This is a genomic window from Parageobacillus caldoxylosilyticus (assembly GCF_019272935.1).
Lineage (GTDB): Bacteria > Bacillota > Bacilli > Bacillales > Anoxybacillaceae > Saccharococcus > Saccharococcus caldoxylosilyticus.
Genome location: NZ_CP040553.1, coordinates 1,317,983 through 1,332,640 on the forward strand (window position 1 = coordinate 1,317,983; position 14,658 = coordinate 1,332,640).

General features: G+C 42.8%; 11 protein-coding genes and 1 riboswitch. Of the genes, 2 read left to right on the plus strand and 9 right to left on the minus strand.

Annotated features, from left to right (window positions below; all coding sequences use genetic code 11):
- The first annotated feature begins 444 nt into the window (after positions 1-444).
- On the plus strand, positions 445-1,917 hold the full coding sequence (locus BV455_RS06760; protein WP_218687869.1) for an amino acid permease: 1,473 nt from the start codon (positions 445-447) through the stop codon (positions 1,915-1,917).
- A gap of 326 nt (positions 1,918-2,243) precedes the next feature.
- On the opposite strand, the gene thiC is transcribed toward BV455_RS06760, so the two are convergent.
- The 8 genes from thiC to BV455_RS06800 all read right to left on the minus strand — a co-directional run bounded on the left by thiC (position 2,244) and on the right by BV455_RS06800 (position 11,221).
- On the minus strand, positions 2,244-3,965 hold the full coding sequence (thiC, locus tag BV455_RS06765; RefSeq protein WP_017434343.1) for a phosphomethylpyrimidine synthase ThiC: 1,722 nt from the start codon (positions 3,963-3,965) through the stop codon (positions 2,244-2,246).
- A 152-nt stretch (positions 3,966-4,117) separates the two neighbouring features.
- Positions 4,118-4,232, minus strand: a riboswitch (TPP riboswitch).
- 59 nt (positions 4,233-4,291) lie between these two features.
- Positions 4,292-5,545, minus strand: a complete 1,254-nt coding sequence (locus BV455_RS06770) for a methyl-accepting chemotaxis protein (RefSeq protein WP_218687870.1) — start codon at positions 5,543-5,545, stop codon at positions 4,292-4,294.
- 353 nt (positions 5,546-5,898) lie between these two features.
- Positions 5,899-6,324: a DUF2935 domain-containing protein gene (locus BV455_RS06775; RefSeq protein WP_017434345.1), complete on the minus strand. Its 426-nt coding sequence runs from the start codon at positions 6,322-6,324 to the stop codon at positions 5,899-5,901.
- An 86-nt stretch (positions 6,325-6,410) separates the two neighbouring features.
- On the minus strand, positions 6,411-7,832 hold the full coding sequence (locus BV455_RS06780) for an amino acid permease (RefSeq protein ID WP_218687871.1): 1,422 nt from the start codon (positions 7,830-7,832) through the stop codon (positions 6,411-6,413).
- A gap of 569 nt (positions 7,833-8,401) precedes the next feature.
- A complete protein-coding gene (locus BV455_RS06785) occupies positions 8,402-8,809 on the minus strand; it encodes an RDD family protein (RefSeq protein WP_017434346.1) in 408 nt (135 codons plus the stop codon).
- 123 nt (positions 8,810-8,932) lie between these two features.
- On the minus strand, positions 8,933-10,459 hold the full coding sequence (locus tag BV455_RS06790) for a SpoIIE family protein phosphatase (RefSeq protein ID WP_017434347.1): 1,527 nt from the start codon (positions 10,457-10,459) through the stop codon (positions 8,933-8,935).
- On the minus strand, positions 10,456-10,797 hold the full coding sequence (locus BV455_RS06795) for an STAS domain-containing protein (RefSeq protein WP_218688020.1): 342 nt from the start codon (positions 10,795-10,797) through the stop codon (positions 10,456-10,458). The genes BV455_RS06790 and BV455_RS06795 overlap by 4 nt, the downstream gene beginning before the upstream one ends.
- A gap of 4 nt (positions 10,798-10,801) precedes the next feature.
- Positions 10,802-11,221 carry an ATP-binding protein gene (locus BV455_RS06800; RefSeq protein ID WP_017434349.1) on the minus strand — a complete coding sequence of 140 codons (420 nt, stop codon included), beginning with the start codon at positions 11,219-11,221 and terminating at the stop codon, positions 10,802-10,804.
- Between the two features lie 276 nt (positions 11,222-11,497).
- Here BV455_RS06800 and BV455_RS06805 point away from each other — a divergent pair, with 276 nt between their 5' ends.
- Positions 11,498-12,664, plus strand: coding sequence for an IS256 family transposase (locus tag BV455_RS06805; protein ID WP_081162984.1), 1,167 nt, complete (start codon positions 11,498-11,500; stop codon positions 12,662-12,664).
- Positions 12,665-12,889: 225 nt separating this feature from the next.
- Here BV455_RS06805 and BV455_RS06810 read toward each other — a convergent pair whose 3' ends face one another.
- The gene (locus BV455_RS06810; RefSeq protein WP_342393770.1) at positions 12,890-14,587 is read right to left on the minus strand and encodes a helix-turn-helix transcriptional regulator; all 1,698 of its coding nucleotides are present in this window, start codon (positions 14,585-14,587) and stop codon (positions 12,890-12,892) included.
- Between the last annotated feature and the right edge of the window lie 71 nt (positions 14,588-14,658).

A 14,658-nucleotide genomic window follows, 5' to 3' on the forward strand; every position in this document is an offset into this window, starting at 1 on the left:
ACAGAGATCCCTACATCAATGCTCTTTATTCGCTATGGAAAGTTAGATAGCGCAATGAAACTATTAACTTCTATCAATATAGACTATTTCGATACTTATTTTGAAATATATTTTATGCTTGTTTAAACAAATCCGGAATGAATTGGTACTCGAGCTAACAATATGATAATAAATTTTGCATAATTTGTAAATATATTCTTGGTATTTATTTTAAAAATTACAATATTTCTAAATAATAAAATTATTTAATTAGAGCTTTTTGATCATCGTCGAATAAACAGGAGGTGAGTTGATGGAGCAAATATTTGAACATATAGACGGAAATTAGAAAGCGTTTACAATCATGCGAAATAAAAAATTTTTTGCCCAAAAGCATTCCCAATTCCTTTGCTTAATTCTGTTCATTCCCAAACTCGTCATTTGATAAAAAGGAGTGATTTATTGATGGAAACATCGACAAAATCAATGGTTACCGCTTCTGCTGTTTTACATTCCGAAAGCGGGCTAAGACGAAAATTAAAAACCCGCCATTTAACGATGATTTCCCTCGGCGGCACCATCGGCACAGGTTTGTTTTTAGCCAGCGGCGGGATGGTGCATGCCGCGGGACCGGGCGGGGCGCTTGCCGCTTATATCGCCATCGGCGTTATGGTGTACTTTTTAATGACAAGTCTTGCCGAAATGGCTGCCTATATGCCCGTTTCCGGATCGTTCAGCACCTATGCGACGAAATTCGTCGACCCTGCGTTAGGATTTGCGTTAGGCTGGAATTATTGGTATAGCTGGGCGATTACCATTGCGGCGGAGCTTTCCGCGGTGACGATGATTATGAAATTTTGGTTTCCGAACAGTCCATCGCTTTTATGGAGCGCGCTTTGTTTAGCGATTATGTTCTTATTAAATTATTTATCCGTTAAAGGGTTTGGCGAAGCGGAATATTGGTTTTCCATTATTAAAGTGGCAACGGTAATCATCTTTTTGATTGTCAGCTTTCTGATGATCTTTGGCATCATGGGCGGCGAAGCGGTCGGCTTTAAAAACTTTACCATCAAAGATGCACCGTTTCACGGCGGCTTTATGGCGATGCTAGGAATCTTTATGGCAGCGGGATTTTCCTTCCAAGGAACAGAATTGTTAGGCGTCGCCGCCGGAGAAACAGAAAATCCGAAAGAAAGCATTCCCCGTGCCATTCGCCGGGTGTTTTGGCGCATTTTGCTGTTTTACGTGCTGGCGATTTTGGCCATCGGTTTGTTAATCCCTTATACAGATCCTAAGCTGGCTAATGACGACGTGTCGGTAAGTCCATTTACGCTTGTGTTTGACAAAGCAGGAATTGCCTTTGCCGCGTCCGTCATGAATGCAGTCATTTTAACCGCCGTATTATCCGCAGGCAACTCCGGCATGTACGCATCGACCCGCATGCTTTGGGACTTGGCCCGCGAAGGAAAGGCGCCGAAATTTTTAGCGAAATTGGATAAGCGCGGCGTGCCCGTCAATGCACTCATCGTTACTTCTTCTTTAGGAACGCTTGCGTTTTTAGCTTCATTCTTTGGCGACGGGGTTGTGTATACGTGGCTGCTTAACGCCTCGGGAATGGGGGGATTTATCGCCTGGCTTGGCATCGCCATCAGCCATTACCGTTTCCGCAAAGCGTATGTGGCACAAGGAAAAAGTCTTGATGATTTACCATATAAGGCAAAATGGTTCCCATTCGGTCCGGTATTTGCTTTTGTTCTTTGCTTGGTAGTGATTTTAGGGCAAAATTACCCGTCGTTTATTGGCGGGACGATCGACTGGTATGGATCGCTTGTTTCTTATATCGGCTTGCCTCTTTTCATCATCGTCTGGCTCGGCTATAAATTCGTGAAAAAAACAAAAGTTATTTCATTACAAGAATGCAACTTAGAGATGAAATAGAAGAAGTGGCATTATGTTAAGAAAACAGAAACCTCCGTATGTAATTTTACTTCTAATCGATTGTATGAAAATAACCAAGTTTGGTTAATGGCCATTTTTGTTAAACACGTTTTGCTTTCTGACCTTGTCAGAGAATGGAGGTGTTAGCACCTTTCATTCCCTGACAAGGAAACAGATGATCATTTACGCCGTTTTCACACATTACTCTAAAACGACTTAATTTCAAAACATTTTCTAAATCCTTTTATCAAAACACGGTAATCCGTTGAACCAGAGCCAAAGTTTTCTCTTTCAACTCGGAAATGTTCTTTTGCAACACCTATCCCTTATTGGTAAAGGGAGGAACCATGTTCGACAAACTCCTTCGCTTTTTGTTTCATCCCTTCTTCTTTAACCGCTCGTTGCAAATCATGCGAAATTTTCATCGAGCAAAATTTCGGCCCGCACATGGAACAAAAGTGGGCGATTTTCGCTCCTTCCGCCGGCAATGTTTCATCATGATATTCTCGAGCGCGATCTGGATCAAGCGAAAGGTTGAACTGGTCATTCCAGCGAAACTCAAAGCGTGCTTTCGATAGCGCATCATCCCGCTGCTGCGCGCCTGGATGTCCTTTTGCCAAATCAGCGGCATGGGCAGCGATTTTATAAGCGATGACTCCTTCGCGCACATCTTCTTTATTTGGCAGGCCTAAATGTTCTTTCGGCGTGACATAACAAAGCATGGCCGTTCCATACGCGCCGATAATCGCCGCGCCAATCGCCGATGTAATATGGTCATATCCCGGAGCGATGTCGGTCGTGAGCGGACCTAGCGTATAAAACGGCGCTCCTTTGCAAATTTCCACTTGCTTGTCAACGTTTTCCTTAATTTTATGCATCGGCACATGCCCCGGACCTTCAATCATCACTTGCACATCATGCTTCCACGCGATTTCCGTCAATTCTCCGAGCGTTTCTAATTCGGCAAACTGCGCTTCGTCATTGGCATCGGCAATCGAGCCTGGCCGCAGCCCGTCCCCAAGCGATACAGCGATATCATACGTTTTTAAAATCTCGCATATTTCTTCGAAATGCGTGTATAAGAAGTTTTCTTCATGATGGGCTAAACACCATTGCGCCATAATCGAGCCGCCGCGTGAAACAATGCCAGTCGTTCGGTTTACCGTCATCGGTATGTAACGAAGCAGCACCCCCGCGTGAATCGTAAAATAGTCTACCCCTTGTTCCGCCTGCTCGATCAACGTATCACGGTAAATTTCCCACGTTAAGTCTTCGACGACGCCGTTTACTTTTTCGAGCGCCTGATAAATCGGAACCGTCCCGACAGGCACTGGGGAGTTGCGAATAATATATTCTCGTGTCGCATGAATATGTTTTCCCGTCGATAAGTCCATAATCGTGTCTGCTCCCCAGCGCACCGCCCAAAGCATTTTTTCTACTTCTTCTTCAATGGATGATGTTACTGCGGAGTTGCCGATATTCGCGTTAATTTTTACATGAAAACGACTCCCGATAATCATCGGTTCACTTTCCGGATGGTTAATATTCGAAGGAATGATCGCTCTGCCTGCTGCAACTTCTTGGCGTACGATTTCCGGATCGATATTTTCACGAATCGCAACAAATTCCATCTCCGGTGTAATAATCCCTCGTTTTGCGTAATGCATTTGCGTAACGGTTTTTCCTTTTTTTGCGCGCAGCGGTTTTCTCTCGAAAGGCAGAATAATCTCTGATTGTTTCCCATTACGGAATCCGTTATCTTCCGGTTTCACTGGACGACCCTCGTATTCTTCAACGTCCCCTCTTTCTAAAATCCAGCGTTTTCTTAGCGGCGGCAATCCTTTTTGAATGTCCGGCTGAAAATCAGGATCGGTGTAAGGACCAGTTGTGTCATAAACACGAACAGGTTCATTTTCGCTGATTCCTGTTTCTGTCTTCGTCGGACTTAACGTAATTTCCCTCATTGGAACACGAATATCTGGACGTGAACCTTCGACATACACCTTTTTACTAGCGGGAAACTGCATAAAAGACGGAATGTTTTGCATGTAACTTTTCTCCTCCTTCAAAATAGTGGTGAGGACCTGAAGTTACACCAAAACGCAGGGCGAGGTAGGAGACCATATACGGAAATAAAAATCGGGTTCTCTAAGAGAACCCGATGGAATGCCAATAGCGAAACGTACGCAACAAACACATACACTTCCGCTATCTACTTCCCTACGCTGGCATAACCCAGATCAGGTTCAAAGGGTCAAAGAACTTAAGCGCGTTCTTTTCTCAGTCCAAGCTATTGGACTCCCCTAGTAGATAAGCGACAAAGCTATTTAATTTTTCTTAATATTAACACGTTTATCAAGCAATGTAAATAGTTTTATACCGTAAACCGCTTTAACATCGTTTGCATATCTTCCGCCATTTTGCTTAACGATGAGGCGGACGCAGCAATTTCCTCCATCGATGCCATTTGTTCTTGTGTCGCCGCCGAAATATTCGCTGCTCCGGAAGAAGATTGTTCCACAATCTCTGTCATGTCCTCAATGGATGCAGCTACCCGTTGCGCGTTTTCCGTCATTTGCTCGATCGCTGTGGATACTTGTTCGATTTGGGCATTGACTTCGCTGATGGATTGGCGGATTTGTTCAAACGATTGTCCAGCCGTTTGCGCAACATCGAGCCCTTGTGATACTTCGCTAACTACTGTTCCCATCGATTCGATCGCTTTTTCCGTTTCTTCTTGGATATAGCCGATCAGCTGCGAAATTTGCTGTGCGGACTGAGCAGACTGTTCCGCCAATTTGCGGACTTCATCCGCCACAACGGCGAACCCTTTTCCTTGCTCCTCGGCTCTTGCCGCCTCAATCGCCGCATTTAAAGCAAGTAAATTCGTTTGCGAAGCAATCCCTGTAATCACTTGCGTAATTTGACCGATTTCATTCGAACGCTCTCCAAGACCTTTGATAACTTGTCCAAGCGATTGGACATGCTCATAAATAAACTGCATTTGCTCTTGCATTTGTGAAATCGACTGTTTTCCGGATTGCGCTTTTGCCGATGTTTCATTTACGTTCGTTGATACGTGCTTCGTATTCGCCGCCACTTGCATAAGCGTATCAGAGATATCGTTCATCGCTAACGACGTTTCTTGCACCGTCTTCACTTGCTGTTCCGAACTTAAGGAAATCGTTTCCATTGTTGACGCAATTTGCTCCGTTGCTTTCGTCGTCTGGTCTGCGATGGCTGTTAACTGTCCGGAAAATTGCGCCATCTCATCGGAATGGCGCTGAATGATGGCAATGACTTCCTGCCACGCTTGGGCCATGTTATTGAGCGAGAGCGCGATCGGCTTTAATTGTCTTACTTCATTCATAGGAACACGTGTGGACAAATCTCCATTTGTCATTTTGTCTAAATGATGATTGATAATAGCAATGGGTGCGATAAATCGCCGATAATTCAACCTAGCAGAAATGACCCCAACAATGGCTCCAAGTAATACCGTAATCGAAAATGTCCACCAAAATGCCGCGCCATGGAGGCCATTCCCTAAACATACACCAATGATTATTAAAGCGGTACCAGGAATGACAACGAACATCGTGCGTAAAATATAGCTATATAACGACAACCCTCTCCCCTCCCTTTTTCTGTATATAAACAATTTTACTATTAATTACAGAATGCGAGCAAGAACCCTCTAGTTTTCAGCTATAGGGATGAGAGCGAGCGGCGGGCGGGAGAAGGGGTTAACCCTCTCGCGAGTCCGACATTTTTTGTAAAGACTCTTTGATTAACTTCTCAATGATCTTGCTGGCATCTGTATTCTCTTGAACAGCTTTAGTTGCTTAATCACTTCTTCATCTAAAGAAGTGGTAATTTCTTTCGTGTGTCTGAGAATTATTTTTGCATTACTACTTTCCTATTAAACACTCTCGTTTCCAAACACGCAAAATGCCTATCCGAAGCGAATAGGCATTTCCTTTATTTTCTATATAATAACAATTGCGCGATGCCAATAAAATATTCTGACTCACGAATAATATGGTTCAGCACCACTTTTGCCGTTGGATTTTGGCTTACTGCTTTGCTTTCTGTTTTTATTTGTCGGCATAGCTTAATAAAATCAAGACTTTGCTGCAAACAATGAGATACTAACTGCAGCACTTGTTGGTAAAGCTGATAAGGAACGTAATATCCCGTGCGAATGACCGACTCAATGTACCTTACTACTTGTTGATGTGTCGCAGAAAGAGCTTCTTCCCATTTTTTCAGCGCCTCGACATAAGACGGCTCCAAGCCGCTAACAAGCTCGCGAATAACGACCGTATGCTCTTCTTCTTGATGTTTCCAAAATTCCGCTTCGTCTAAAATACGCAGCGGCATTTGCTGGCCATAATAAAATTGCATATCTTCCCCCTCCCCCATTTTCATCTTTTCGTTTTATGTGTATGGGAAAAAGAGAAAAGATATACTTAGCCTCCGCTAGTATACTATCATGCTCTTACTCCTTCTCTAGCGTTTATTGTTTGATCCCTATGTATTTCCTTCATTCGTCTTTTTGCTACAAGATGATCATAAACATAGCAAGCAACGATAAATGGGATGCCGCAATATAGAGCCATGCGCTGTCCTGGAATAAACGCAAGACTGATAATAATGACTAGATTGAATGCAAAAGCAAGAAGCGGAACAAATGGATAAAGCGGTGTTTTATACTTTAGTTCACGAACGTCTCCACCTTGGCGAAGAAATGCTTTTCTTCCTAAATAATTTGATAAAGCGATCGACGCCCACACCGCCACAGCGCCAAATCCTGCAATCGACGTTAACCAAACATACACCGTATCTTCCGCGTAAATGCTGCATAATAAGGAAAGGCATCCAATTACCATACTTGCGATAAGCGCGTTAATCGGAACACCGTTTTTCGATAGTTTGCTAAAAAGCGGACTAACCATCCCTTGGCGTGACATCGACCATAATACACGCGATGTGGCATATAGGCCAGAATTGGCAACCGATAACACTGCCGTAATAATAACAAAATTGATAATGTCCGCCGCATACGGGATTCCGATACTATCAAACACAACAACGAACGGGCTTTCAACTAAACCAGCCTTTTCCCACGGGAACAGCCCGGCAAGCACAAAAATAGCTAGAACAAAGAAAAGCAAAATGCGCCATACCGTGTTGCGAATCGCTTTTGGCACCGTTTTTTCCGGCTCTTTGCTTTCTCCCGCCGCAACACCAACCAATTCCGTTCCTTGGAACGAAAAATTAACAACGATCATTGTCACAAGAATAGCACCAAGCCCCTTTGGAAATAGCCCGCCATGGTCCGTAAAATTGGAAAGCATTGGCGCTGGTTGGCCGTTTTTCATGCTAATAATGCCAAACATCGCAGCTAATCCCAAAATAATAAACAATATCACTGTTATTACTTTAATACTTGAAAACCAAAATTCAACTTCCGCAAAACTGCGTGTCGATAAAGCGTTAATCAAAAACAACAGCACCGCGAAAATAACGCACCAAACCCAAGATGGAACGTCTGGAAACCAACGTTTCATCAAAATACTTACCGTGAGTAACTCAATCCCTACCGTAACCGACCAGTTTAGCCAAGACAGCCAACCGATGCAATATCCTGCTGCTGGCGAAATAAACTTTGTCGCATACGTTTGATAAGACCCCGCGTCCGGCAACGCTACGGCTAATTCCCCGAGACATAGCATCGTTAAATACATGACAAGCCCACCGAATAAATAGGCGACAATTGCTCCTCCTGGTCCTGCTTCATGTATTGTGTAGCCCAAACCTAAAAATAACCCTGTACCAATCACTCCCCCAAGCGCAATCATAAATAAATGCCTGCTTTTTAATTCTCTCCGTAATTCTTGTGGTTGCTGCATAGCCAATCTCCCCTTGTCGTCCATCTATTTGTAAGCGCTTCACAAAAATTAGAAAGAATATTTATATTTATTTTAATATTAACATCAAAAAGAAGAAATGCAAAAACTTTTTGTTAGAATATTAAAAATATAAACTAAATACTTATTCTATCGCTCATAAAAGTATATTTACAATATTTATTAACTTATGTATATAATTTTCAAAACATAAAAATAGACATAAGCAACTTATTTGAAAAACTTGTTGCCTATGTCTGATTCGATCATGCTCATTGACCTTCCTTAATTATTTGCGCAAGCAATTGGTGGAATTTTCCCCAGCGCTCTCGGAAAAAGGACGATATCGCTCATCTCTCGATAAATATAACCACCCTTCAATCTGGGATAAGATTTGCTGTTTGACATCCTTTGTAAGCTAACTAACCGAGAATCGATCGATCAGATCTGTCAATTTTTTCTCCGCTGTTATGAAAAATAACCAGTCATTTTTTTACAATTATATCCTGTGTAATAAAAAATGAGTGTCTATTGTCTTAGACACCCTTTTTTATGTTCATTACAATATCCAATTATGCCGGCTTCTCCGTCGTCACATACGTCCCGGCAATAAAGTCATGGATCGAGCGTTTGTCTTCTCGCGCCGCCACCATAATTGCGCTAATAATCACCCCGATGCCAAGTGTGATGACATAAACGAGCCCGCCGACAACGGACCGTAAAAACATCGTTCCGATTCCGACTTTTCCACCATTGACTTTGGCGATGCGAATGCCTAACAGCCTTTTTCCTACCGTATATCCAGACCAAACCGCTGGCACTACTAAAGCATAAACAATGTTCGCCAATGAAGTAAACCAGTTTTCCTCCCAGCTGTTCGTAATCAAATATCCGATCAACGAAATAGGAATACCGACAATGATGCCATCTAATAAATTAGCCGCTAACCGCTTCCAAAATCCCGCCGGGTTTTTCACCATTAATATGCCATCCCCCTATCTTTGCCTTCATTACTAATAATGTATTCACTCCTAATGGATCCGATTCATGGAAGTGAGATTTTCTTCAGGATACTTGATCACCGTCTCATTGGCAACAGTGATTTACCATAATTTTGCCACCACCACCGAAAGATCATCCGGAAACTCCCTTTTTTCTTCAAACTGGTTATGAATAAATTTTATCATGGTTTTGCTGTCTAAATGAATATGCGGCTTTAATTGTTCACGAAACCTTTCGATATTTGTGCAAACTGAACGGCTGGCTCCTTCGATCGCACCGTCCGAATACAACACTAGTGTTGCTCCCGGCTCGTAATGCAGCTTGCCGGTTTCTACGTAAAGATGCGGCAGTAACCCAATCGGCGCACACCCCTGATCCAGCTCCTCCACCAAACCGTTTTTCTGGAATAAAAATCCAGGAGGGTGCCCTGCCGAAGCGTACTCAATAAATCTTTCCTTCGTATTTACCAGCACATAAATAGCTGTAAAATAATACATCATTCGTCCATTTTCATGATACAGCTGCCGCATATGTTTATTTAACTCTCCAAATACTTCTTGCGGATCAATACCTTTGCGAATCACTCCGTTGAGTAAAGAGCGGACCGACATACAAATGAGCGATGCGGCCGTTCCTTGTCCCATGACATCCATCAAAAAAATTCCATATCGTTCTTCATCGATTCGGTACCAGGCATACATATCGCCCCCTAATTCCCGTGAAGGAATATACATTCCATAAATATTAATACGGTTGGCCGTCAACGGTTTGCTTAGCACACGTTTTTGCACTTCCCTCGCCAGCTTTAAATCATCCTTTACAGTGGCTGCCGTTTTGTTGTTTGGCCACATGTCGGTAAGCAAAAAAAGATAAAAAATGACCTTTCCTTCGCAGTCGCGAATGGCCGTAACAATCGTCTGCTGAACATAGGCTTTCCCGTTTTTCCGCCGCCACCGCATCTTTCCGGCCCACTTTCCTTTTTCGATCGTCGTTTTCTTCACAGTGCTGTAAAACCGCTCATCATAATAGCCGGCACACAACACATGAAACGACTTACCGATGATATCCGCTCCATATCCTGTTATGTTCGTAAAAGCGGGATTAACCAATTGAATCACTAACTGTGCATCAGTAATCAATAGCGCCTGCTGCGTATGTTCATATACTTTTTCTGCCAGCAGCAACTGCTCGTCCATTTTTTTTATTTTGGTAATATCGGTAATAATTCCGCTTATCATCGCTACATTCCCGGCTTCACCGAAAACGGGAAACGCTTGCTCCAGAACCCAGCGGACCGTCCCATTTTGCTGATGGACAATGCGGTATTCCTGCTCAACGCTCTCCCCGTTCCAAAGAACGGACCTCGTTTTTTCCAGCTTTTCCTTATCTTCCGAGTAAACGACTTTTTTCCATAGCTCTGCATCTTGATAGAAAGCTTCAGGCGGCAGCCCGTACATCTTTTCACAGGATGCGGAAATAAAAATAAACCGCCTCTCCGCCAAAGTTGCGATCCAATACACTTGATCCGCTTTATTGCAGAGCACGTTTCGCTCTTCGAAAAGCTGCAGTAATTCCTTTAATGTAAAACCTTTTTCTTTCTCTATTTTTTCTAAAAACTTGCCAATCATATGTTGTCATTCTCCATGAAATAATGTATTGCCTCTTTTTCTGTTTTAAACAGTTTAATAAAAGAAGAAAACTTAACGATATGAAAAATTTCCTGAAGGGAACCTTGAACACCGGCAACGACCAGCTCTTTTTGCTGTTTTCTCGCCGTCATCACTCCATCGGCAATAATGCCGAGGCCCGCGCTATTAATGTATTTCACTTGCTCCATATTTAATATAAGATGGTCGGCTGGCTCTTCAATCAGCTTTGCCATCGCTTTGCGAAACTGTTCCGTATTGTTTAATGTAATGTCTTCGTTCCAAGTGAAAACATGAATAACTCCATGTTTCGTTCTCATCATTCTATTCCCCCAACCATCGCTCATTTTTCTTGCATTTGCACATATAAAACAAAACATAATTTCCTCTTTGTTTGACATAAACGTGGTCAACAATATGAGCAATTAGCTGCAATCCTCTGCCGCGCGAGCCTCTATTGACCCCATCCTCTCTTTTGATGGCAAATTTCTTTCCGCGTTGTTTCACGACAATAATTAAATGTTGCCTTTCCCCTTTCCAAAATACTTTAAAAGGCAGTTGATTGGTTTTTTGGCAATATTCATACGCGTTTGTGCATGCTTCCTCCGTCGCCAATCGGAGAAACAGGCAATCACGCGATGAAAACCCCATGCCGCTTGCTATCCGTTCCGTAATCTCCATGGCTTTCACAATGTCCGCATCTTTCGTGACCGAAATGTTTTTGATCACTGTTCCATTTTTCATCTGTATTCCTCTTATTTCCATGTGCTACATGACACCTTTGCCTGCAAAAGTGACAACCTCCAAACATATAGCTCGTTTCCTTCGCAAGGAAAAACATCTTGAAATATTATTTCATCGTATTATTGACACCTTATATGACTAAAGATATAGTTCTTATGTACTATAAACAGATGATGTATAAAATTTTGTGTAAAGCATTTTGCTAGAACAAAAGAAAAAAGGTAGGGTATTCTCTGATTTGGACCAACACATTCCAGAGAAAGGAGAACCCTACCTATGTCTAAAAGTATACCGAATGTCGACTGGACAAATCAACTGGAAAGCGTCATTCGTCAGTTTGTAAAGGAAAAATTAGAACTGATCATGCGGGAAGAAATCAAGAATTTCCTCGAAATAGAACAAGCCGGAACATCGAATATGAGAAACGGCTACTATCAACGAAATCTAGATACGCAATATGGCCGGATTGAAGGTCTTTTGGTCCCTAGAGACCGAAACGGAGAATTTCAAACGCAGCTGTTTGCCCCTTACCAACGCCACACGGGCTGGCTGGAGGAAGCCATCATCAGGATGTATCAAAGTGGCATGAGCACACGTGAAATTGGCAAGTTTATTGAACGAATTTTAGGCAATGCCTATTCTCCTGCAACGATCAGCCGTATTACCGATGTAGTGAAGGAAGACATCGAGAAATGGCACACTCGTCCACTGCACAAGCGTTATTCTGTCTTATATTTGGATGGTTTATACGTAAAACTTCGTCGCGAAACCGTGGAGAAAGAAGCCATTTATGTGGTGTTAGGGGTGAATGAAGAAGGATATCGCGAAATTCTTGATTTCTTTGTGGGAGGACAGGAAAGCGCCTATGTATGGCAGGAGATTCTTCAACAACTATACAACAGGGGCGTCAAGGAAGTGCTTCTGGGCGTATTCGATGGACTACCGGGGTTGGAGGAAGCCTTTAAGGCGGTTTATCCGAAAGCCGATGTGCAGCGTTGTGTCGTTCACAAAGTCCGCAACACGCTCCATCGTGTTCGGAAAAAAGACCAATTCGAAGTGGCCGAGGATCTCAAGCTGATTTATCGCGCGCCGAATAAGGAGATGGCGTTACAAATGTTTCAACAGTTTGAGTCGAAATGGTCCAGCAAATATCCAAGAGAAGTTCAATCTTGGGCCAATGAGTTGGATGTCCTCCTTACATTTATGGATTATCCAAGCAGTATTCGAAGTGTGATTTACACGACCAATGCCATCGAACGAACGATCAAGGAGATTCGGAAACGCCTAAAACCGATGAACAGTTTGAATAGTTTAGAAGCCGCTGAAAAAATCGTGTATTTGACCATTCAAGATTTTAATGAGAAATGGGCAGGGCGAAAGTTGCGAGGATTTGCCGAAGCGCATGAAGCCCTTCAACGAATGTTTGAAGAACGTTATCATTAACCAAATACTGTAAATAAACAAAATAGGGGGATTCTCCCTTTCCACACAGGAGACTGAATATTCAGTCTCCTGTGTGGAGGAAACTAGTTCCCTATTCATTCCAAATCCATTTCAGAGAAACCCTACCCCCATTATATTACACAAAATTCTTGACGGTACCTATAAACATTATAATATAAACTTTATTCAATTCCAATTCCTGTATAAAAAATAAAAAAAGGAACATCATTTCATCGATCTTGTACCGAATGATGTTCCCAATTGATTTTCTTTCCGATGGTTTAGCTGATAAACGAGAGCAATAAGCTGTGAGCGGTCGTTCACTCCAATTTTTTGGAAAATATTTGTAATATGATTTTTCACGGTATGAATGCTAATAAACAGCCGATCCGCGATTTCGCGGTTGCTGCATCCTTGAACCAATAAATGGAGTACATCCATCTCCCGGGCGGTTAGATGTTCCGCAAGCATGTCGATATTCAATTCCTGCTTTGGCATATAATCATAGTTTTGTTTCATCATCATCGTACCGACGCCTATGAGGGCGGTTACATACGCTTCTGCCTCTTTCGTATCTTCTAAATGTTTCATATGTACAGACATTACTCCATGCAGCTGTTCGTGAACAAAAAACGGAATTTCCATTATTGTTCCCAGCTTTGTTGCCTGCAATGTCGGTATATTGTTGGACCACTTACCTTCTGCCTCGAAATAACGATGACAAACATCTTCGTAATATTCTGCAATTTCCCTTTCAGGAACCGCACCGCCATACACTTTAATGTTTCTGTTCCGGTCCTTTAGCACTGTAAATGCAAAATTACCATAGGCCAGCTCTGCCACAAAATCAGTCATCATCCGCAAAATTTCCTCATTGTTTTTCACTACGTTCATCGCCCGGCCTATTTCGATGAGCATCGATAGCCTCATGAAATGGCGGTCCATTTTGACGTAAGCAGACTCGCATTTTGTATATAAACTCCAATACTTGATCATAATGGAACCAATCGGAGCTGCGGCTTTTGGCAACGAACTGGTTGTTTCGCTGCCCATCACAATCCATCCTTCTATTGCCTCATCCCGTAAAATCGGGTAGGCCAAAACAACTTTAGGTCTAATTCCGTGTGTGATAAAAAACGAAAAGCGCGGATCTAGTGCCGCATTTTCAAAACAAGAGACACTAGGTGGATATGGGGAGTCTGACAGCGGAGGAAAAGCGGTTTTGATCGGTTTTCCACACATCCGTTCTGCTTTCTCGCCAACAGCGTTGGCAACCATCCACTCGCGGTCCCGTTTCTGTATGTACAGCAAAAAGTCAATATGATCATCTATTCTTTGCAATAGATGTAGAAAATCATCTACGTTTAGCGAAACCTGCTGCACGCGGTCGGCTGCCGAATCCAGCAAACGAAAATAGCGTTCGTATTGTTGTTTTTGTCTGTCGCTGTGAATTAGCTCGCTGCATACTAATGACATTTTTTCAATATCATGAAGCTTTTGTTCCACCGCCGATATCGGTTGCTCTATTGCATGTTCAATTGCCGGAATCCATGCTTCAGAATTAGGAACATGGGCACATTGCTCTCGGATGACCAGCTTCGTCTTCTCCTCAATAAACGCTCCCGCCCAGATCCAATACTCTACTCTCTGTTCCACAAACACCGGAGCAACAATCGCTTTAACTCCCCAATATCCTGTCTGAACAATCATTGGCCGCCGCCACTGCGTACCGTTCTCCGAAATGCAGATGAAAGGACGCAGTTTTTCCACTCCATCCGGGGAAAACAACACAAGCTCTGCCAACTCTGTAACATTGGAAACTTTCGTGACTGGCTGGTGCTGCAAATCAAACATAATAATGCTTAACCCTGTCAACGCCGCGTATGCGTCTTGAACGCATTGCAAAAGACTGTTTATGTTCAATTCCCCCTCAACTCGCTTACGTTTTTATCTTTATATCCCTATTTATTATTGACAGACGAGTATAAAGAAGT